The sequence below is a fragment of the Allobranchiibius sp. GilTou73 genome (genome assembly GCF_021391335.1).
GTDB classification, from domain to species: Bacteria; Actinomycetota; Actinomycetes; order Actinomycetales; family Dermatophilaceae; genus Allobranchiibius; species Allobranchiibius huperziae.
Genome location: NZ_CP090051.1, coordinates 440,004 through 459,122, shown reverse-complemented (window position 1 = coordinate 459,122; position 19,119 = coordinate 440,004). Strand labels below are relative to the sequence as shown.

At 67.6% G+C, this 19,119-nt stretch carries 19 protein-coding genes, 1 tRNA gene and 1 pseudogene; 16 read left to right on the top strand and 5 right to left on the bottom strand.

What is annotated here, in order from left to right:
* The first annotated feature begins 4 nt into the window (after positions 1–4).
* From LVQ62_RS02205 to LVQ62_RS02190, 3 genes are all read left to right on the top strand, one after another.
* A complete protein-coding gene (locus LVQ62_RS02205) occupies positions 5–1,240 on the top strand; it encodes a sensor histidine kinase (RefSeq protein ID WP_233764245.1) in 1,236 nt (411 codons plus the stop codon).
* Positions 1,237–1,902 carry a response regulator transcription factor gene (locus LVQ62_RS02200; protein WP_208050946.1) on the top strand — a complete coding sequence of 222 codons (666 nt, stop codon included), beginning with the start codon at positions 1,237–1,239 and terminating at the stop codon, positions 1,900–1,902. Before LVQ62_RS02205 ends, LVQ62_RS02200 begins: the two co-directional genes overlap by 4 nt.
* A 502-nt stretch (positions 1,903–2,404) precedes the next feature.
* On the top strand, positions 2,405–2,608 hold the full coding sequence (locus LVQ62_RS02190) for a cold-shock protein (protein ID WP_179478439.1): 204 nt from the start codon (positions 2,405–2,407) through the stop codon (positions 2,606–2,608).
* 151 nt (positions 2,609–2,759) lie between these two features.
* Here LVQ62_RS02190 and LVQ62_RS02185 read toward each other — a convergent pair whose 3' ends face one another.
* The gene (locus tag LVQ62_RS02185; protein ID WP_233764243.1) at positions 2,760–4,178 is read right to left on the bottom strand and encodes an LCP family protein; all 1,419 of its coding nucleotides are present in this window, start codon (positions 4,176–4,178) and stop codon (positions 2,760–2,762) included.
* Positions 4,179–4,559: 381 nt separating this feature from the next.
* On the opposite strand from LVQ62_RS02185, the gene LVQ62_RS02180 reads away from it, so the two are divergent.
* From LVQ62_RS02180 to LVQ62_RS02135, 12 genes and pseudogenes are all read left to right on the top strand, one after another.
* A tRNA-Ser gene (locus tag LVQ62_RS02180) sits at positions 4,560–4,653 on the top strand.
* 449 nt (positions 4,654–5,102) lie between these two features.
* The gene (locus tag LVQ62_RS02175) at positions 5,103–6,134 is read left to right on the top strand and encodes an alcohol dehydrogenase catalytic domain-containing protein (protein ID WP_233764242.1); all 1,032 of its coding nucleotides are present in this window, start codon (positions 5,103–5,105) and stop codon (positions 6,132–6,134) included.
* Positions 6,134–6,838, top strand: coding sequence for a DUF2291 family protein (locus tag LVQ62_RS02170; RefSeq protein ID WP_233764241.1), 705 nt, complete (start codon positions 6,134–6,136; stop codon positions 6,836–6,838). The genes LVQ62_RS02175 and LVQ62_RS02170 overlap by 1 nt, the downstream gene beginning before the upstream one ends.
* The gene (locus tag LVQ62_RS02165) at positions 6,835–8,079 is read left to right on the top strand and encodes a sugar ABC transporter ATP-binding protein (RefSeq protein ID WP_255696492.1); all 1,245 of its coding nucleotides are present in this window, start codon (positions 6,835–6,837) and stop codon (positions 8,077–8,079) included. Before LVQ62_RS02170 ends, LVQ62_RS02165 begins: the two co-directional genes overlap by 4 nt.
* Positions 8,076–8,393, top strand: a complete 318-nt coding sequence (locus LVQ62_RS17460) for an ATP-binding cassette domain-containing protein (protein ID WP_255696491.1) — start codon at positions 8,076–8,078, stop codon at positions 8,391–8,393. Before LVQ62_RS02165 ends, LVQ62_RS17460 begins: the two co-directional genes overlap by 4 nt.
* 25 nt (positions 8,394–8,418) lie before the next feature.
* Entirely contained in the window at positions 8,419–9,570 is a 1,152-nt protein-coding gene (locus LVQ62_RS02160) for an ABC transporter permease (RefSeq protein WP_233764240.1), read from the top strand.
* Positions 9,571–9,627: 57 nt separating this feature from the next.
* The gene (locus LVQ62_RS02155) at positions 9,628–10,662 is read left to right on the top strand and encodes a D-ribose ABC transporter substrate-binding protein (RefSeq protein ID WP_233764239.1); all 1,035 of its coding nucleotides are present in this window, start codon (positions 9,628–9,630) and stop codon (positions 10,660–10,662) included.
* Positions 10,663–10,731: 69 nt separating this feature from the next.
* Positions 10,732–11,648 (top strand): annotated as a pseudogene (locus LVQ62_RS17695) (dihydroxyacetone kinase subunit DhaK); the annotation flags it as partial.
* Positions 11,628–12,461 (top strand): DAK2 domain-containing protein, encoded by an 834-nt coding sequence (locus LVQ62_RS17690; RefSeq protein WP_370639696.1) that lies wholly within the window; start codon positions 11,628–11,630, stop codon positions 12,459–12,461. The pseudogene LVQ62_RS17695 and the gene LVQ62_RS17690, both read left to right, overlap by 21 nt.
* Positions 12,458–12,943 (top strand): ribose-5-phosphate isomerase, encoded by a 486-nt coding sequence (locus LVQ62_RS02145; RefSeq protein WP_233764238.1) that lies wholly within the window; start codon positions 12,458–12,460, stop codon positions 12,941–12,943. Before LVQ62_RS17690 ends, LVQ62_RS02145 begins: the two co-directional genes overlap by 4 nt.
* A 40-nt stretch (positions 12,944–12,983) precedes the next feature.
* Positions 12,984–13,772 carry a triose-phosphate isomerase family protein gene (locus LVQ62_RS02140; RefSeq protein WP_255696490.1) on the top strand — a complete coding sequence of 263 codons (789 nt, stop codon included), beginning with the start codon at positions 12,984–12,986 and terminating at the stop codon, positions 13,770–13,772.
* Positions 13,773–13,800: 28 nt separating this feature from the next.
* Positions 13,801–14,655, top strand: a complete 855-nt coding sequence (locus LVQ62_RS02135; RefSeq protein ID WP_233764234.1) for a DeoR/GlpR family DNA-binding transcription regulator — start codon at positions 13,801–13,803, stop codon at positions 14,653–14,655.
* A 24-nt stretch (positions 14,656–14,679) separates the two neighbouring features.
* Here the strand turns inward: LVQ62_RS02135 and LVQ62_RS02130 are convergent, their stop codons facing one another.
* From LVQ62_RS02130 to LVQ62_RS02120, 3 genes are read right to left on the bottom strand one after another with little or no spacing between them, the layout of a single operon-like run.
* The gene (locus tag LVQ62_RS02130) at positions 14,680–15,123 is read right to left on the bottom strand and encodes a GtrA family protein (protein WP_233764227.1); all 444 of its coding nucleotides are present in this window, start codon (positions 15,121–15,123) and stop codon (positions 14,680–14,682) included.
* Positions 15,123–16,661, bottom strand: a complete 1,539-nt coding sequence (locus LVQ62_RS02125; protein WP_233764226.1) for a cell wall metabolism sensor histidine kinase WalK — start codon at positions 16,659–16,661, stop codon at positions 15,123–15,125. Before LVQ62_RS02125 ends, LVQ62_RS02130 begins: the two co-directional genes overlap by 1 nt.
* Before the next feature lie 5 nt (positions 16,662–16,666).
* Positions 16,667–17,392: a response regulator transcription factor gene (locus LVQ62_RS02120; RefSeq protein WP_304504473.1), complete on the bottom strand. Its 726-nt coding sequence runs from the start codon at positions 17,390–17,392 to the stop codon at positions 16,667–16,669.
* A gap of 239 nt (positions 17,393–17,631) precedes the next feature.
* On the opposite strand from LVQ62_RS02120, the gene LVQ62_RS02115 reads away from it, so the two are divergent.
* Positions 17,632–18,147, top strand: coding sequence for a glyoxalase superfamily protein (locus LVQ62_RS02115; RefSeq protein WP_233764225.1), 516 nt, complete (start codon positions 17,632–17,634; stop codon positions 18,145–18,147).
* A gap of 18 nt (positions 18,148–18,165) precedes the next feature.
* Here LVQ62_RS02115 and LVQ62_RS02110 read toward each other — a convergent pair whose 3' ends face one another.
* A complete protein-coding gene (locus tag LVQ62_RS02110; RefSeq protein ID WP_233764224.1) occupies positions 18,166–19,098 on the bottom strand; it encodes an alpha/beta hydrolase in 933 nt (310 codons plus the stop codon).
* Positions 19,099–19,119 lie beyond the last annotated feature (21 nt).

The window sequence follows — 19,119 nt, the reverse complement described above, 5'->3', positions numbered from 1 at the left end:
TGCCATGACTCCGGCGTCCGCGACGGTGCCACCGGCAGCCCCGGTGGCGCGGCCGACGCGGACCCCGGACGCCCGGCGGTCCGGGTTCGGACGTCTACCGCAGGCGCTGCGTACACCCCAGGTGATGGACGTGGGCATCGCGGTCGCGGTCGGTGCCGCCACGGTGCTGATGGACACCCAGGGTCCGGATGCCCGGGTGTCCGCGGCGGTGTGGTGGGACCTCGCCCTCGCCGCGCCACTGATCGTCCGCCGTCGCTACCCGACGGTGTGCCTGGCGCTGGTCTCGGTGCTGTGTTTCGGTCAGTGGCTGCAGGACGTACGCGCCTCGGGGCCGCTGGCGTTCCTCATCGCGCTCTACACCTTCAGCAGCAGCGAGGTACGCCGCGCGACGATGGCCGCCGCCGTGGTCGTCGCCGGGCTGGGCGTCGCCTTGGTCATGATCCGTTGGGCGCCCTCGAGCCAGCGCCCGCTGCACACCCTGATGTTCACCGCGGTGGTCGCCGCGGCCTGGATCGCAGGTGTCTACGCACGAACCCGGCGGGCCTACCTTCGCGCCACCCTCGAGCGGGCGGAGACCGCCGAGCGCGACCGGGACCGGCAGGCCCAGATCGCCATCGCGGCGGACCGCGCACAGATGGCGCGCGAGATGCACGACGTCATCGCGCACAGCCTGTCGGTGATGATCACCCTCAACGACGCCGCCGCGGCCGTCGCGTCGCCGGAGGCGATGCGCACGACGGTCGTGCAGGCATCCGACGTCGGCCGTCAGGCGCTCAGCGAGATGCACCGCATGCTGCGCGTCCTGCGCGAGGATGCCCAGGCCGATCTCTTTCCCCAACCCGGCCTGGCGCAGCTGGGGGATCTGGTCGCGATGGTGCGCGACGCCGGCCTCGACGTGCGGCTCAGCATCACCGGCGACGTCCGCGTGCTGCCTGCGACCGCCCAGCTGGCGGCGTACCGCATCGTGCAGGAGAGTCTGACGAACGTGCTCAAGCACGCCCGGTCGGTGCAGCATGTCGACGTGGCACTCACCGTGGGGGAGGACGAACTGCGCGTGCAGATCGAGGACGACGGGGCCCGTATCGATGAACACGGCCGCGGGCGGATGGGCCACGGGCTGCAGGGGATGTCGGAGCGGGCGGCGCTCTTCGGCGGTACGGCGGTGGCAGGCCCGAGCGCCCCGCGAGGCTGGACGGTGCGCGCCGTACTGCACACCGACCCGATGCCGGACCCGCAGTGACGATCCGGGTGTTCCTCGTCGACGACCAGCCGTTGCTGCGGCAGGGGTTCTCCATGATCCTCGGGGCGCAGGACGACATGGAGGTCGTGGGGGAGGCGAGCGACGGTGCCCAGGCGCTGGTGGACATCGGACGGGCCGCGCCCGATGTGGTCCTGATGGACGTGCGCATGCCCGGGATGAACGGCATCGACGCCACCCGGGCGATCGCGACGAACTGGCCGGACGTGCGGGTCATCATCCTGACCACGTTCGACCTGGACGAGTACGCCTTCGAAGGGCTGCGGGCCGGTGCGAGCGGATTCCTGCTCAAGAACGCACAGACCGACGAGTTCGTGCGCGCCGTGCGCGCGGTGTCCAGGGGCGATGCCGTGATCGCGCCCAGTACGACGCGCCGCCTGCTGCAGAGCTATGCCGGCGCGTTCACCGCGTTGCGGCCCTCGCGGGTGCAGGACGACGCCATCGCCGAACTGACGGCACGCGAGCGTGACGTGTTCGACCAGGTCGCCGCGGGCCTGTCCAACGGGGAGATATCCACCCGTCTCACCCTGTCCGAGGCGACCGTGAAGACGCACGTCGCACGGATCCTGCGCAAACTCGGTCTGCGGGATCGCGTGCAGGTCGTCATCTACGCCTACGAGTCCGGGCTCGCCCGGCCCCGGTGACCGTCCCGCCACCGCCGGATGATCGGCGTCGCTCATTCGACGCCGATCATCACTTCGGTGGACTTCACCAGGGCGATGGGCCTTGCTCCCGACCGTCAGTCCGAGCTCCTCCACGGCCTCCTTGGTGATGCTGGCGGTGACCTGCTGACCGCCGCCGTCGAGCCGAAGTTTGACGGTCGCCATCACGGCGCCGACGGTGACCTCGGTGACCGTGCCGGCAAGCTGATTACGGGTGGACAGGCGCATGGTTCATCTCCCTGAGTTGATGCGGGTGATGGCGCTTCAGGATCCCGCCGAAGAGGGGTGGGACAGGCACCCCGATCCGTGCTAGCGTCAGTCGTGGTTGCAGTTGGAGTTTCTCGCAGGACGATGGAGTGCCCGCAGCAGGTAGGCGGGCATTTTGCATGTGGGCCACGGTTCATGACTTGTGGGTTCGGCCGAGGCAGCCGGAGCTTTGCATCCGCGAAGCTCCACGCCGGAAATAGATAGAGAGTTACCCCGAATGGCACAGGGCACCGTCAAGTGGTTCAACGCTGAAAAGGGCTTCGGCTTCATTGCGCAGGACGGTGGGGGCCCGGACGTTTTCGTCCACTACTCCGCCATCCAGACCAATGGATACAAGAGCCTCGACGAGGCGCAGCGCGTCGAGTTCGAGATCACCCAGGGCGACAAGGGCCCGCAGGCGACCAACGTCGTCGCGGTCTGATCTTTCGACAGACTTAAGGAGTCCGCGGCTCGCCGCACCAACTCCTGCCGAGCACCCCGCTACCGAACGGTGGCGGGGTGCTTTGTCATGTCAGCCGGTGCAGGGTGGCCCGCTCGGCCCGAACCCTTCGGAGTGCCGGGCCGAGCCTGCGTCAGCAGGAGCTCGCGGTGTCCGAGATGGGGTTGGCCGGCGCGGTCGAGGACGGAGTCGACGTGCCGGGCGCTGTGGGCGAGGTGGAGGTCGTCGCCGACTTCGGCTTCTTGGTGGTGTGCGGACGGTCGATGGCGGCCTTGATCAGCGCCCGGATCTTCGCGAAGTCGGGGTTGCCGCTCGCGATGGTCGGGTAGCTCAGGTTGACGCTGCGCATGTCGCCCTTCTTCATGCGGTTGACCAGCGTCGCGAACGCGTCCAGGTGGTCCTGGGGGATGTCCATCGTGATGCTCTGACGAGCAACGCTCATCACGTCGGTGAACTTGGTGATCATGGTGAACGGGTTCGCCTGGTTGATCAGGCTGTTGACCATGCACCGCTGGCGGCGCGTGCGGTCGTCGTCGCTGTTCTCCACGCGGCTGCGGGAGTACCACAGCGCCTGGTAGCCGTTCAACTTGCGATAGCCGCCGGGCACTCGGCCGGTGATGCTGCCCGGCACGATCTCGCCGTTGACGATGCGTCCGCCGATGGCGATGCCGCCGGCCGGCACGTTGACGTAGACGCCCCCCATCGCGTCGACCAGTTTCTGGAAACCGGCCAGGTCGATCACCACGGTGTAGTCGATCGGCATGCCGACGATGTCGCTGACCACTTCGCGAGTGGTGTCCAGGCCGGGGTTCTTCTCGTCCTTGGGGAACAGGGTCGGATAGTTGGTGCCAGCCTCGGTCCACAGTGCGTCCATCAGGCATTCGTGGCCGGTGCCGCGGTTGGGGCAGTAGAAGCCGTTGGGGTAGATCTTGTGCAACGGGTTGCTGGTCGGGATCGGTACGTGCTCCAGGTTGCGCGGGATGCTGACCAGCGTCGTATCGCCGGTGTGGGTGTCGATGCTCGCCACCATGATCGAGTCAGTGCGGACGCCCGTGCGGTCCGCGCCCGCGTCCGAGCCCAGGAACAGCATGTTGACGCGGGGGACCGACTTCCACGGGTCCGAGCCCGCCACCGGGGTGTGCTGTACGGCGTCGCGTCCCTTGTACCGGGGGACGAAGACATGGCCGAGGGTGCCCTTGGTGACCCACACGTAGTTGGTGGCGACGGCAGCGGGCACAGCGATCACCATGCAGAGCACGGCGGTGAAGAGCCGGTGCATCCACTTGGTCTGGTTCGGCCACCGACGGCCGGAGGTCTCGGCGTACGTCGCGAGGATGCCCCCCAGCCAGATCAACCCGCCGACGACGCACACGAACAGCATGAAGAGCAAGCCACGGGTGGACAGCAGCCGCGCCGCGCCGTGCATGATGCCGCCGCGGGTCAGCAGCCAGGCGAGCACCGCGAAGAGAATTACGGAGAAGCCGAGCAGTATGGCGCCGAGCTTGCGCCTGCGGGTAAGCGTCAGGCCCAGCCCCGGCACGATCGCGCTCATCGTGGTCAGCAGCAGCGCGCGGCGCAGCTCGTGCGCGCGCGTCTCACGAACCGCGGAGCGCTGACCTCAGATGCGCGCGTGGGCCCGTGGCGGTGGCCCCGGCCAGGCGGCCGCGCCGCGAACCGGCGTCGTCCTCGGCCTCGGAGGAGCTCACCGCATCGTCGGTCGTCGACGGACGCGACGCGCGCGGAAGCTGCGCCCGGCGGTGAGGCGCACCGGGTTCGCCGCGTTCAGTCATGTCTGCTCTCGTAAGTTGTGTCGAAAATCAACCAAGCCCACCACATCATCCATCACCTGTGCACATCGCAGGTGCCGGAACAGCAGATCAGCATCGGTTTGGCCCTTCGCTGTCGCGCCGGTAACCTTGCCGTCGCTTGCATTGGAGGCGTCGCCTAGTCAGGTCTATGGCGCCCGCCTGCTAAGCGGGTTTGGGGCTACAACCCCATCGAGGGTTCAAATCCCTCCGCCTCCGCCACAAGGAATCACGTCGGACCCCCATCGAGCCGCGGCTCGGTGGGGGTTTCGCGCGTCCCTCGACATCGTGGACATCTCTCCTGCCGAATGAAGCAGTGTCGCGCCCGCTTGCTGTGTGCTAGCTGTGTGAAGAATGAGGCCGTGAGAGCGCGTCCGCCGCCCCGGTGACGGTGCCCCGAATGACGGGTCGCACCAGGTCGGCCAGCCGGGTCAGATCGCTCTATCGCCAGTGATGGCAGGGTTTTAACCGGCACCACACGTGAGCTCCAGTGCGGCGTTACGCGACCGTGACCATCGTTGTGCCGGGATCTGTTGACAGGCTGCTGTGACCCAGATTACTTTAAACATCACCCGAAAGCCGCACAAGATCACACAATTCTCACACGAACGTGGGTAGCGGTCCGTCGAACGCGGACGACGGGCCGGACGTCGATACAAGGAGAGCCAGGCATGCGTGCAGTCGTTTTCGCCAGTGAGGGCACGTTGGTCCTCCAAGATCGGCCCGAGCCCAAGCCCGGCTTCAAGGAGGTGCTGATCGAGACCGCCGCGGTGGGTATCTGCGGCACCGACGCCCACGTCTTCGACGGCGAGTTCGAGGGGACCGTCTTCCCGCTGGTCCCGGGCCACGAGGCCACCGGAACCGTGGTGGCGCTCGGCGAGGGATGTGACACCAGCATCAACAAGCTCGCGGTCGGCGACCACGTCGCCATCAACCCGAGCACGGTCTGCGGCGAGTGCGAGTTCTGTCTCAACGGCAAGAACAACCTGTGCCGGTCCTGGAACGGCCTCGGCGTGGTGGCCTCGGACGGCGCGTCGCAGGAGCGGTTCGTGGCGCCGCTCGCCAACGTCTTCAAGCTCAAGCCCGACACCGACCTGCATCTTGCCGCTCTGATCGAGCCGTTGGCGTGCTCGATCCGCGGGTGGGACCAGCTGCCGCGTCGGATGGGCGACCACGTGCTGGTCTACGGCGCCGGCACCATGGGCCTGCTCATGGCGCAGCTCGCGCCCTACGCCGGTGCCGCTTCGGTCACCGTGGTCGACGTCAACGAAGGGCGCCTGCAGGTCGCTGCGGACGTCGGCATCCAGCACCGGTACACCAACGCCGACGACGCGGATCGCGATCTGTGGGACGTGGTGATCGACTGCACCGGAAACGTCAAGGCCATCGAGGACGGTCTCAAGCGGCTGAAGCCCGGCGCGTCGTTCCAGCACTTCGGCGTGGCCGCGACCGACGCGGTCGCCCAGTACGCGCCGTTCCGGGTCTACCGCGACGAACTGTCGATCGGCGGATCGATGGCGGTCCTGAACTCCTTCGGTCGCGCGGTGGAGATGTTCGAGGCCGGCGCCATCAAGGCCGCGCCGATGGTCAGCCACTCCTTCAGCCTCGACGACTACTCCGACGCGCTCACGATGTTCCGCGCCGGCACCGGCCGCAAGCTGCAGATCCGGCCCAACGACAGCGAGTCGAAGGTGCTCCTCTGATGAGCACCGCCACCGGCGTCGCGCCCACGCAGGGCGGTGGTCGCGGCGTGCGGCGAGGGCCGGGTGCGCCGGCGCTCAGGCGTTTCGCGCCGCCGGCCGTGCTCGTCGTGGTCCTGGTGCTGATGCTCACCGTCGGCACCACCTACGCGGGCGGTAAGACCGCGAGCGCGGGCGCCAACGGCGGAGTGGTCGCCTTCAGCCCTGCGCAGTGGGCCCAGAAGAACTTCCCAGCCGTGCAGAAGTACATCTCGACGCATGCCATCGCGGCGTCGACTCTGGTGGCCGATCTGAAGAAGGACCCGACCGGCGCGAAGGTCGGCATCACTCCCAACGGAGCGATCGGTCCGGAGATCCCGGTGAAGTTCACCGGTGTCGTCAAGAGCAACACCGGTGGCGGCATATACAACATCGCGGTTTCGGGCGTACCGACGACACAGGTCATCCATCTCGTCACAGGACCCGCGATCTTGAGCACGGATCTGCGCGATGTATCGGGCCAGTACACCCAGAACACGCCGGGAATCAACAACCAGACCGATTTCCTGAACGCCGCGCTGGCGTTGAACAACGTGATGAAGTCACAGGTTCTCGCCAAGGCTGGCGTCTCCGACCTCACGGGTAAGACCGTGACGGTCGAGGGTGCCTTCGGATTGATCAACCCGGCCCTGTGGACCATCACCCCCTCGAAGCTGACGGTGTCGTGAGCGACAACCCGGGCGCCAGTGAACAGCCGGACAAGCCCGCCGGTCAGGACAGCGTCGTCGTGCGAGCACGGGACATCGTCAAGAGTTACGGCGGTACGCAGGCACTCAAAAGTGTCAATTTCGACATCCACCGTGGCACCGTCACGACACTGTTCGGCGAGAACGGCGCCGGGAAGTCGACATTGATGAAGATCTTGTCGGGCGTGGAGAAACCGACGTCCGGCACCATCGAGTTGTACGGGAGAGACGTCGCGTTCTCCTCGACGGTCGAGGCTCGGGATCTGGGGATCTCGATCATTCACCAGGAATTGAGCCTGGCGCCGAACCTGAGCGTGCGCGACAACATCTTCATGGGTCGTGAGATTCGATCCGCGACCGGAATCGATTACGCGGAAGAGACGCGCCAGGCCGCAGCGCTGTTGCGAGAACTGGAAGAGGACATCGACCCCTCCGTCCTCGTGTCGTCCCTGCGACTGGGTCAGCAGCAGATCGTCGAGATCGCCCGAGCGCTCTCGGTCGATGCGCGGATCCTGATCATGGACGAGCCGACGTCGGCGCTCAGCGCAACCGAGGTCGAAGTGCTCTTCAAGGTCATTCATGACCTGACCGCCCGCGGGGTGTCCATCGTCTACATCTCCCATCATCTGGAAGAAGCGCTCCAGATCACCGATTTCGCGGTCGTGCTCCGCGATGGGTCGATCACAGCCACCGGATCGGCCGCGGAGATCGACCTGAGATGGATCGTGCGCAACATGGTGGGGGAGCACTTCGACCTCGGGTCGCCGCCGGAGGGCTACACGTTCGGAGCCGTCGCTCTTGCCATCGAGAACGTCACGGTCGACGATCCGCAGAATCCGGGTCGCGCCTTGGTGGACAACCTGTCGCTGACGATCCACGAGGGCGAGATCGTGTGCATCTACGGCCTCATGGGGGCCGGCAGGACCGAGCTCCTGGAAGCGGTGGCGGGCAAGGAGCCCATCGTCGACGGGCGGGTCATTTTGAAGGGCCGCGATATCGCGGGCCTGTCGATCGCCGAGCGAATATCGGCCGGCCTCGGTCTCGTACCGGAGGATCGCCAACGCGATGGTCTGGTGCCGACGATGACCGTCGGTCGAAATCTTTCCCTCGCCAGCCTCAGGTCGTTCGCGAAGAACCTGCTCATGTCCCGATCCGGTGAGGCCAGCCTGGTGTCCGCCGGTATTCGTGCGGTACATGTCAAGACCTCGGGGGAGGGGCGATGATCGGATCGCTCTCCGGCGGAAATCAGCAGAAAGTCGTCATCGGAAAGATGCTGGCGACCGAGCCTGAGGTGATCCTGCTCGATGAGCCCAGCCGCGGAATAGACATCGGTGCGAAGGCAGAAGTCTTCAAGCTGCTCGCGGAGCGTGCTCGATCCGGCCTGGGAGTCATCTATTCGACCTCCGAGGTCAACGAATGCCTGAGTATTCCGCATCGGATCATCGTGATGCGCAGGGGCAGGATAGTTAGTGAATTCGGACCTGACATCAACAAAGAAGCGATCATGGCCGCCGCCGGCGAGACCGTGGTCGCCTGATATCACAGGGAATGGGAAGAATCTCATGAGTGCTCCCACGACCGACAAGATCGGGTCGGACAGGAAGGCTCCATCGTTCATGCCGAAAGACCTCAGCGTCGGCAAGGTCCTCCTCGAGGGACGTGCGTTCCTCGCATTGATCGTGATCATCGTCGTTTTCGCGTCGTTGTCAGGGAATTACTTCACCACCGGCAACCTGATCACCATGTCATCGCACGTCGCGATCTATGCGCTCCTTGCGATCGGCCAGTTGCTCGTTGTCCTCAACGGTGGAATCGACCTGTCCGTCGGGTCGACGCTCGGTCTGTCCGGAATGGTGGCCGGATACATGATGCAGGGGGTGAAGATACCGGGCACATCGACGACGGCATTCCCATCGGTCTGGGTGGTCGTGATCGTGTGCTGCCTGGTGGGCGCTCTGGTCGGCCTCATCAATGGCGTGCTGGTCGGCCGGCTGAAGGTCGCCGCCTTCGTCGCCACCTTGGGGACGTTGTACGTCGTCCGCGGATTCGCCGAGCTGATGACGAACGGCCAGCCGTACAACAACCTGTCGGGCGACCCGTCACTCGGCAACACGGGGTTCAACTGGTTGGGGTTCAACGACATCCTCGGCATCCCGGTCGGAGTCTGGGTGATGGTGGTCGTGGCCCTCGTCATCTCACTCACCCTCAGTCGAGCAGTCTTCGGTCGATGGCTGTACGCGTCCGGTGGCAACGAGCGGGCCGCGGAGTTGTCGGGAGTGCCGGTGCGCCGGGTGAAGACGTCGGTGTACGTCATCTCCGGTGTCTGCGCGGCCATCTCCGGTCTCGTTCTGTCGTCTGAGTTGACGGCAGCGAGCCCCGTGAACGGCACATCGTATGAATTGACGGCCATTGCTGCCGTTGTCATCGGCGGGGCGTCCCTGATGGGTGGCCGCGGCAACATCAGGGGCACGCTCCTGGGCGCATTCGTTATCGGCTTCCTGTCCGACGGATTGACGATCGTCGGCGTATCCGCCTACTGGCAGACGGTCTTCACAGGCGCGGTCATCGTCCTGGCGGTTCTCCTGAACGGAATCGAGTACCGCTCTCGGCGACCGAGGAAGACGCAGTCACCACGCGAACCCAAAGCCCCGACGGGTGCAGGGCTCTCGGGTACCGAGTCCCTGGGCGGCACCGTCGGCTCACCGCAGACGTAGTGCTCACCTGAAAGTCCTGATGTGCCCTCTGATGTAACCGATGAAAGGAAATCTCGCATGTCCCAGAAGAAGATCGGGGTTCTTGCGACCGGAGCGATCGTCGCTTTGACGATCGCAGGTTGCGGCTCCAGCAGTTCTGCCGCCAAGTCGAGCGGCAAGGGGTCAGCAAGTTCGGCCTCTTCGGGGTCCTCGTCGTCGGCGACGGGTTCGACCAAGAAGGGCGGCCTGATATCCATCATCGTGAACGACCCGTCGAACCCGTTCTGGCTGACTGAGGGGAACGTGGCGAAAGCTGAGGCCGTCAAGCTCGGCTACACCGCGAACGTGTCGGCGTCGAAGGGGGACCTGAACACCGAGAGCAATCTGGTCGACACGGCGATCGCCAACAAGTCCAGGGCCCTGATCCTCGATCCGGCGAACGCGACCGGTTCGGTCGGCAATGTCAAGAAGGCCGAGGCGGCAGGGATCCCGGTCTTCCTGGTGAACGCCGAGATCGACACGCCCGGCGTTGCCAAAGCACAGTTGATCTCCAACAACGCCCAAGGTGCGGCGCTCGGCGCACAACAATGGGTGAAGGACGTGGGGCAGAAGGGCAACTATGTCGAGTTGTACGGTCTGCCCACCGACAACAACGCGGCTATCCGGTCCGACGGGTACGCGGCTGTGCTCGGTCAGTACCCGGGGCTCAAGAAGGTGGCCCAGCAGACGGCGAACTGGATCCGCACCCAGGGTCACGACAAGATGCAATCGATGCTGCAGGCGCACCCGAACATCATTGGTGTCATCTCGGGTAACGATGAGATGGCCCTCGGCGCGATCGCGGCGCTCAAGGAAGCAGGCAAGCTCAACTCCATCAAGGTAGGTGGATTCGACGGTTCACCCGATGCCGTCGCTGCGATCAAGAGCGGGGAATTGCAGTACACCGTCCTGCAGCCGGTGGCGACCTTCGCTCAGAAGGCTGTCGAAGAAGCGGACGAATACCTGAAGACCGGCAAAACCGGTTCCGCTGTCGAGAAGCAGTCGTTCAACTGCATTCTGATCACGAAGGCGAATGTCAGCAAGATGACCGGGCCATTCACTTATACCCCGTGACGATGGTCGTCAGGTGCCGGGACCGACGGTCTTGCGGTTCCGGCACCTGCTGAGCAGAAAGGACCAGGTATGAGTTATCTCCTGAACGACCCCAGCTCGTTCGCCGATGAGATGGTCGACGGCTTCGTGCTCGCCAACCACGAATTGGTACGCCGCGTCGACGGCGGGGTCGCGCGCGCCACGGCCACCCCGCAGGGCCAGGTGGCGGTCGTCATCGGCGGCGGATCCGGGCACTACCCGGCCTTCGCGGGGCTGGTCGGCCAGGGCCTGGCGCACGCGGCCGCACTGGGCAACGTGTTCGCCTCACCGTCGGCGCAGCAGGCCTATTCGGTGGCCACGTCCGTCGCCACCGGGGCCGGAGTGCTCTTCACCTACGGCAACTACGCGGGCGACGTCCTCAACTTCGACCAGGCACAGGAACGGCTGATTGCCGAGGGGATCCCGTGTCGCACGGTCGTGGTCACCGACGACATCTCCAGCGCCTCGGACGCCGAGCGGGGCAAGCGCCGGGGGTCGCGGGAGACCTGGTGGTGTTCCGAGCCGCTGCGTGGGCGGCTGAGCAGGGCCGCACGCTGGACGAGGTGCACGACCTGGCCCGTGAGACCAACGACCGCACCCGCACCCTCGGAGTCGCGTTCTCCGGGTGCACCCTGCCCGGAGCAGATGCGCCCCTCTTCTCCGTCCCGCAGGGTCGGATGGCCGTGGGGATGGGCATCCACGGCGAGCCCGGGATCGATGAGGCCGCCCTGCCGACAGCCGACGAACTGGCCCACCTGCTGGTCAGCCGGGTACTCGAGGCCGCCGGGCGCCACGACGAGACCCGAGTAGCAGTCATCCTCAACGGCCTGGGCTCGGTCAAGACCGAGGAGCTCTTCGTCACCTACCGCACCGTGGCCGCGGACCTGGAGGGTGCCGGTCTCACGATCGTCGCGCCCGAGGTGGGTGAGATGGTCACCAGCTTCGAGATGGCGGGAGTGTCCCTGACCGTCACGTGGCTCACCGACGATATCGAGGCGGCCTGGACCTCGCCCGCCGCGGCGCCTGCGTACCGGCGCGGAAGCGTGGACGCCGCCGGGGAGGCGGCCCGACTGCCCGACGAGACGGGTGCGAACGAACGCGGCTACCCGGCGGCCAGCGAGGAGTCCCGGCGCGTGGCGCGCCGGGCCGCGGCTGCACTGCACGCCGTCCGGGCCACGGTCGAGGAGCACGTCGAAGAGCTGGGCAGGCTCGACGCGGTCGCCGGCGACGGCGACCACGGGATCGGCATGCAACGGGGTGCGCGGGCCGCCGTCGATGCGATCGACGCGACTCTCGGCTTCGGAGCCGGCGCGCAGTCCGCGCTGGAAGCGGCGGGCGACGCGTGGGCCGACAAGGCCGGCGGCACCTCCGGTGCGTTGTGGGGGGTGGCGCTGCGCACGCTCGCGGCGCGGCTCGGCAACCACGAGCGACCGGACGCCGACGTCATCGCCTCCGGAGTGCAGGACGCCGCCGATGCACTGGGGCGCTTCGGCAAGGCCGAGCGCGGCGACAAGACGATGCTGGACTCCCTCTTCCCCTTCGCCGAGGCGTTGCGCACAAACGCCGATGCCGGCCGGTCGTTGCCCGAGAGCTGGTCGGCCGCGGCCGCGGTGTGCACGGACGCGGCGGCCGCCACCGCGGACCTGGTGCCGAAGATCGGCCGGGCCCGACCGCACGCAGAGAAGAGCGTGGGGACACCGGACCCGGGCGCGTTCTCGCTCGCCCTCGCAGTGACAGCGATCGCTGACACGCTCACCTCCACGAAAGCCGAGACACCATGAGTACCAAGCTGCGGATCGTCGTCGGCTCCGACGACGCGGGGTTCCAGTACAAGGAGGCCCTCAAGGCCGACTTCGAGGCCAGCTCGGATGTGGCGTCGGTGCAGGACGTAGGCGTCGACGCCGAGAGCCACACGCCGTACCCGACCGTCGCGATCGCCGCTGCGGAGCTGATCCGCACGGGGCAGGCCGACCGCGCTCTGCTGGTCTGCGGCACCGGCCTCGGGGTGGCGATCTCGGCCAACAAGGTGCCCGGCGTCCGCGCCGTCACCGCCCACGACAGCCTGTCCGTCGAGCGCTCCGTGCTCAGCAACAACGCCCAGGTACTGACCTTCGGCCAGCGGGTCGTCGGTCTGGAGCTGGCGCGGCGGCTGGCGCGCGAGTGGTTGACCTACGAGTTCGACGAGGCCTCGTCCTCGGCCGAGAAGGTCGCCGTGCTCGACCGCTACGAGAGCAGCACCGCTCACCCCGAGGAACGGGCATGAGACGGTTCGCTGCACGCGCGCGGCTGATCCCGCGCCTGCAGTGAGCGGTGGCCCGCGTCCGCCCCTCGTCGGTGTCAGTCTCAAGATGTATTTCGGTCCCGCCCGGGCCGTCGAATGGGCGCAGGACGTGGTGCGGCTCGCGGCCGAGCACGACAGCACGAGCTCCGGCACGGTGGATCTGTTCGTACTACCCTCCATGGCCGTCGTCCCCGCCGTGCTCGACATCGCGACCGGCACCCGAGTGCAGGTCGGCGCCCAGGACCTGTTCTGGGAGGACCGTGGCGCGTTCACCGGCGGCATCAGCGGCGCGGACCTGCGCGACATCGGCTGCACCCTGGTCGAGGTGGGGCACGTCGAGCGGCGTCGGTTCTTCGGCGAGGACGACGCCACGATCGCGCGCAAGTTCGCGGCCGCGGTGCGCAACCGGCTGACGCCGGTCCTGTGCCTGGGGGAACGAGAGCCCGGCGCCACCGACGACGCGGTGGCCGACTGCATCCGGCAGCTGAGCAACGCGCTCGCCGACCTGCCGGACGATGCGCGCGCGGACGTCGTCCTCGCGTACGAGCCCGAGTGGGCCATCGGCCGGGCCGAGCCGGCCGATGCCCAGCACATCGGCGAGGTGACACGCGCCCTGCGCGAGTACGTAGGCGGGCATCCTGTGGTCGCCGGGTCGCGCGTCATCTACGGCGGCAGCGCGGCACCGGGGCTGTGGACCCTCATCCACGATTCCGTCGACGGGCTGTTCCTCGGTCGTTTCGCGCACGACGTCACCGCGCTGCGAGCCATCCTGGACGAGATCACCGCGATAGAGTCCGGTGTTCTGTCCTGACCGAACAACTGAGCAGGTTGCAAACCGGATGTCCATCGAACCCGTCGCCGCCGACAGCCGTCAGAGCCGGCAGATGGCGCGCCAGCGGGCGATCACCGAAGCGGTGATGGCGCAGGGCGCGGTGCGGATCGAAGAGCTCGCGGAGCGCTTCGACATCAGCGTGATGACCGTGCACCGGGATCTGGACGAGTTGGAGAGCCGCGGCATCCTGCGCAAGAGCCGCGGGGTCGCCACCGCGACCGCGACGTCGTTGGTGGAGTCCAGCGACATCTACCGCACGGGCCGTGAGAAACGGGAGAAGGAAGCGATCGCCATCGCGGCGATGGACTTCGTCGAACCGGGGCAGGCGATCCTGCTCGACGATTCGACCACGGTGGCGCACATGGCTCCGCACCTGCAGAGCAAGAGCCCGCTGACCGTCATCACCAACGTGCTCACGCTGATCAACGAGCTGCGCGGTGCACGGGGGATCACTCTGCTGTCACTGGGCGGTGAGTACTACAACTGGTGCAGCGCGTTCATGGGCCGGATGACGACCCAGGCCATCTCCAACCTGCGCGCCGACACGTTCCTGATGTCGACCGCGGCGATCACCGACGACATCGTCTTCCACCAGGCGCTGGAGACCGTCGACATCAAGCGGGCCATGTTCGACTCGGCCAGCAGGCGCATCCTGCTGGTGGACCACACCAAGTTCGAGAAGCGGGCGCTGCACGCGCTCGCGCCCCTGTCGGCGTTCGACACGGTGATCGTCGACGCCGGCACGCCCGACCAGCACGTCACGAGGATGCGCGACCAGGGGATCCACGTGGTGGTGGCGCCGATGCGCGGAGTCGCCGGGGTGCCGCGCGGTCGTTCGGCACGCGGCGAATTCGAGCACTGAGCGAGCGCGTCCGGGCGCGGGATTTCAGAGTGCGGTCGGGGCGGACTCGGCGGCGACGACCTCGGGGGCAGCCGGTGCGAACCACCGCCGCAGCAGGAGGAAGCGGATGACGGTGGCGATCACGTTGCCGACGGCGACCGTGCCGGTCGAGACCAGGCTGTCGGCATGCGGGTCGGTCTGCCGCAGGATCTCCAGCGCACCGGACGTCATGGCGACGGTGATCGCAAGCAGCACCAGGGACTGCAGCTGCACCCGCGCCGCGCCACCCGTCCCGCTGGCGCCGAAGGTGTAGCGGCGGTTGAGCGCGGTGTTGATCACGGTGCAGATGAGCAGCGCCGTGATGTTCGCCCACTGATTGCCGAGTGCGTGCCGGAAGAGGGCGAAGAGCAGCAGATTCAGCACCGTGCTGCCGACGCCGATGATGGCGAACTTCACGACCTGGGCGCCGAGCTTGCGGCGTGCCGACATCAGGGAGCCACCGACGGCATCGAGGCCGGGGTCTCCTGGGGCGAGCGCCGCATCCGCATCGTGAAGGTGGTCCGCCCCGGGACGGACTGCACGCGAAGATCTCCGCCGTGCGCCGTCACGACCGCGTGCACGATCGAGAGCCCCAGCCCGGTCGAGCCCTCCGTACGGGTACGCGCGGAATCGCCTCGCGTGAAGCGCTCGAAGATGTGCGGCAGCAGAGACGGCTCGATGCCCGGGCCGTCGTCGGACACCGACACCACGACGTCACCACCGTCGGCGGCCACGCGCGTGGTGACCTCGGTGCCCTCGGGTGTGTGGCGTCGTGCGTTCGCCAACAGGTTGATCAGCACCTGGCGGATCCGAGCCTCGTCGCCGACGACCTCCATCGGCTCGTCCGGAAGGTCGAGCTTCCACCGGTGCCCCGGGCCCGCGGCGTGCGCATCCGACATCGTCTCCATGGCCAGCAGCGTGACATCCACCGGCTCGCGGTCCAACGGGCGCCCCGAGTCCAGCCGGGCCAGCAGCAGCAGATCCTCCACCAGCGCGGTCATCCGATCCGACTCGGACTCGATGCGGCTCATCGCGTGCTGCACGCCGGTCGGCACCGGTTCGCGCTCGCGGCGGGACAATTCGGCGTATCCGCGGATCGAGGCAAGCGGCGTACGCAGCTCATGGCTGGCGTCCGCGACGAACTGCCGCACGCGGGTCTCGCTCTCCTGACGAGCGGTGAGCGCGCCGTCGACGTTGTCCAGCATCTGGTTGAGCGCTAGCCCCACCTGGCCGACCTCGGTGCGTTCGTCGGTGTCGGCCAGGTCGACCCGCTCGTGCATCACCACCTCGCCGGCGGACAGCGGCAGCGTCGAAACGCGCGTCGCCGTCTCGGCGACCCGGCGCAGGGGTTCGAGGCTGCGGCGGACCAGGTACGCCGTGGCCAGCCCCACCAGGATGAGCCCGGCACCGGAGAGCAGCGCTACGGCGAGCGCGGCCCTGCGGACGGCCGAGTAGGTGTCGGCGAGGGGAAGTCCGACGATCGTGGTGACGGTCTGGGGTGAGTACTGGCCAGTCGCCTGATTCTGCAGTCGCGCCACATGACTCACGGCGATGACGCGGTAGTCACCCGCGCGCCCCAGCCCGATGGTGGAGGGATGATCGCCGATCCCGGCGGTGCGCACGATCTCGATCTGAGCCCCACTCAACGCGGTGGGAGGTGCGCCCAGCCTGTTGATGAGCGCGCTCGGACGAAAGAGTCCGCTCTGCATGTCCTCGACCAGGACGACGTTGCCCCCGGAGAGGTCGACGCGCAGGGAGTTGCCGCCGCCGCCCTGATAGCTGAGCGGGTCGCCGCGATTCGTCGCCGGCCCAGCCAACTGCTGGGCGGACGTGACCAGCTGCTGGTCGATCCTGTCCGCCAGCGTCCTCTGCAGCTGCCAGACGGTCAGGGCGCCGATCGCCATGATGATCACGACGAAGAGCAGCACGACCGAGGAGACCAGCTTCGTGCGCAGGGTCCAGCGCGAGGGGCGCAGCGCCGTACTCATGCGGTTCAGGCCGCGGGCTTGAGGACGTACCCCGCGCCGCGCATGGTGTGGATCATCGGCGACCGACCGGCGTCGATCTTCTTGCGCAGGTAGGAGATGTAGAGCTCGACGACGTTGGCCTGGCCGCCGAAGTCGTAGTGCCACACCCGGTCGAGGATCTGGGTCTTGGAAAGGACGCGCTTGGGGTTGCGCATCATGAAGCGCAGCAGCTCGAACTCCGTTGCGGTCAGCGCGATCTCGGTCCCGCCGCGGATCACCTCGTGGCTGTCCTCATCCAGCGACAGGTCGCCGACCGTGAGGGTGGAGGAGGACTCCTGGGTCAGCTGGACCGACCGGCGCAGCAGCGCGCGCACTCGCGCGACGACCTCCTCCAGGCTGAACGGCTTGGTGACGTAGTCGTCGCCGCCCGCGGTCAGCCCCGCGATGCGGTCCTCGACCGCGTCCCGGGCCGTGAGGAAGAGCACCGGCAGTGTCGGGTCGTCGTCGCGCAGCCGCCTCAGCACCTCCATACCGTCGAAGTCGGGCAGCATCATGTCGAGCACGACGGTGTCCGGCTTGAAATCCTTCGCCACGCGTACGGCGCTCGAGCCGGTGCCGGCGGACTTGATGTCCCAGCCCTCGTAACGCAGGGCCATGCTCAGCAGTTCGGTCAGGTTGGACTCGTCGTCGACGACCAGCACGCGTACGTTGCTGCCGTCGGTGTGCTTCAGAGTGGCCGCGTTCGTAGGCATGACACTCAGTACACCGGTCCGCCCTGTCCGCCGTCCAGGCTCAGCCTGTGTCTTCTCTGTGCGAGACCTTTGCGGGACACCGAGACGGTCGCGCGGGTATGGTCGGTGTCGGCCCTCCGGCGGCCTGCCCCCTGCCTCGACGGTGAACACCGGTGGATCCGACTCTGGATGATCCGACGCACTTCGCGCGGCATCCGGCAACGCAGGGACCGGACGACGCCGCGCGGACAGGATTTGTCGTGATCACCACCACCCAAGCCAAGGCACTGGCCCGGGAGCTCTCCACGCAGGGAAGCATCTCGCACTCCCAGGTCCTGGAGGCGGTCGCCCATGCGGCCGGCCACCGGGACTGGAACACCTTCCACGCCACCGCGCCCGATCACCGGGACGACCCGGTCGGCCGCCAGCGGGTGATACCCGTGCTGCGGGTCTTCGATCATCAGCTCGCCCGTGGGTTCTACTGCTCCTTCCTCGGTTTCACCTGGCGCTGGGAGCACCAGTTCGAGCCGGAGACCCCTGTCTACGCCGAGGTGGAACGGGAGGGGTGCATCCTGCACCTGTCCGAGCACCACGGCGACGCCACGCCCGGCAGCGGGGTGATGATCACGGTGGACGATCTGGCGGCGTACCGGGAGGGTCTGCTCGCCCAACGGCACCGCAACGCGCGGCCGGGGATCAGTCGCGACGCATGGGGTCAGACGATGACGGTGCTGGACCCGTTCGGCAACCGGATCGTCTTCTGGCAGCGCAGCTGAGCGAGGCGGTCCTTCCCCTCAGTCCCGGGGGAGGTGGGCGGCGATCCAGGCCAGGACGTCAGCGGTGACCTCGTCGCGGTTGGTCTCGTTCAGCAGCTCGTGCCGGGCACCGGGGTAGAGCGTGAGGGTGACGTCGCGGACCCCGGACTTCTCCAGCTGCGCCGCGACGGCCTTGACGCCGGCGCCGCCCTTGCCGCCGACCGGATCGTGGTCGCCGGAGATCAGCAGCACCGGCAGGCCGGCCGGGATGCGCGCTACCTGGTCGTCGCGGTTGATCCGGGCGAGGGCGCCCAGCAGATCGACGTAGAAACCGGCCGTGAACACCTCGCCGCACCGAGGGTCGGCGATGTACGCGTCGACCTCGGCCGGGTCGCGCGACAGCCAGTCGAAGTCGGTGCGGGTCGGTTTGAACGCCGCGTTGTACTGACCGAAGGTCAGGGTGTTCATCACCTTGCTCGTGTGGCGGCGTCCGAGGGTCCGCGCCTCGAGGGTCGCCACGCCCTTGCCCACCGCGCCGAGCGTGCCCGGGTCACCGGCTGTCCCGCACAGCACGAGGCCGGCGAGGTCGGAGCCGTGGACCATGGCGTACGAACGCGCGAGGAACGAGCCCATGCTGTGCCCGAAGAGCACCACCGGCAGGTGGGGGTGCTCGGACGAGGCTCGCGCGGTGACCGCGGCCAGGTCCTCCACCACCACGTTCCAGCCGTCCGAGTCGGCGAGGTAGCCGGTATCCGCACCCCCGGAGGTGCGGCCGTGGCCGCGGTGGTCCTCGGCGTAGACGGCGTACCCCGCCGCGGTCAGCGCCTGCGCGAACCGCTCGTACCGGCCGGAATGCTCGGCCATGCCGTGGGCCACCTGGACGACCGCCGTGGGGTCGCCGTCGGGCAGCCATCGACGTACGTGCAACGGGGTGTCGTCGGCGGACTGCAGGAGGAAGGTGTCGGCGCGCATGGGGACCTCGGGGATCGCGGA

Bases quoted from the DNA above. Each gene is read 5' to 3' on its own strand.
- LVQ62_RS02205 (WP_233764245.1), top strand. From the start codon at position 5: ATGACTCCGGCGTCCGCGACGGTGCCACCGGCAGCCCCGGTGGCGCGG.
- LVQ62_RS02190 (WP_179478439.1), top strand. From the start codon at position 2,405: ATGGCACAGGGCACCGTCAAGTGGTTCAACGCTGAAAAGGGCTTCGGC.
- LVQ62_RS02185 (WP_233764243.1), bottom strand. From the start codon at position 4,178: ATGAGCGCGATCGTGCCGGGGCTGGGCCTGACGCTTACCCGCAGGCGC.
- LVQ62_RS02175 (WP_233764242.1), top strand. From the start codon at position 5,103: ATGCGTGCAGTCGTTTTCGCCAGTGAGGGCACGTTGGTCCTCCAAGAT.
- LVQ62_RS02170 (WP_233764241.1), top strand. From the start codon at position 6,134: ATGAGCACCGCCACCGGCGTCGCGCCCACGCAGGGCGGTGGTCGCGGC.
- LVQ62_RS17460 (WP_255696491.1), top strand. From the start codon at position 8,076: ATGATCGGATCGCTCTCCGGCGGAAATCAGCAGAAAGTCGTCATCGGA.
- LVQ62_RS02160 (WP_233764240.1), top strand. From the start codon at position 8,419: ATGAGTGCTCCCACGACCGACAAGATCGGGTCGGACAGGAAGGCTCCA.
- LVQ62_RS02155 (WP_233764239.1), top strand. From the start codon at position 9,628: ATGTCCCAGAAGAAGATCGGGGTTCTTGCGACCGGAGCGATCGTCGCT.
- LVQ62_RS17690 (WP_370639696.1), top strand. From the start codon at position 11,628: ATGGCGGGAGTGTCCCTGACCGTCACGTGGCTCACCGACGATATCGAG.
- LVQ62_RS02145 (WP_233764238.1), top strand. From the start codon at position 12,458: ATGAGTACCAAGCTGCGGATCGTCGTCGGCTCCGACGACGCGGGGTTC.
- LVQ62_RS02135 (WP_233764234.1), top strand. From the start codon at position 13,801: ATGTCCATCGAACCCGTCGCCGCCGACAGCCGTCAGAGCCGGCAGATG.
- LVQ62_RS02130 (WP_233764227.1), bottom strand. From the start codon at position 15,123: ATGTCGGCACGCCGCAAGCTCGGCGCCCAGGTCGTGAAGTTCGCCATC.
- LVQ62_RS02125 (WP_233764226.1), bottom strand. From the start codon at position 16,661: ATGAGTACGGCGCTGCGCCCCTCGCGCTGGACCCTGCGCACGAAGCTG.
- LVQ62_RS02120 (WP_304504473.1), bottom strand. From the start codon at position 17,392: ATGCCTACGAACGCGGCCACTCTGAAGCACACCGACGGCAGCAACGTA.
- LVQ62_RS02110 (WP_233764224.1), bottom strand. From the start codon at position 19,098: ATGCGCGCCGACACCTTCCTCCTGCAGTCCGCCGACGACACCCCGTTG.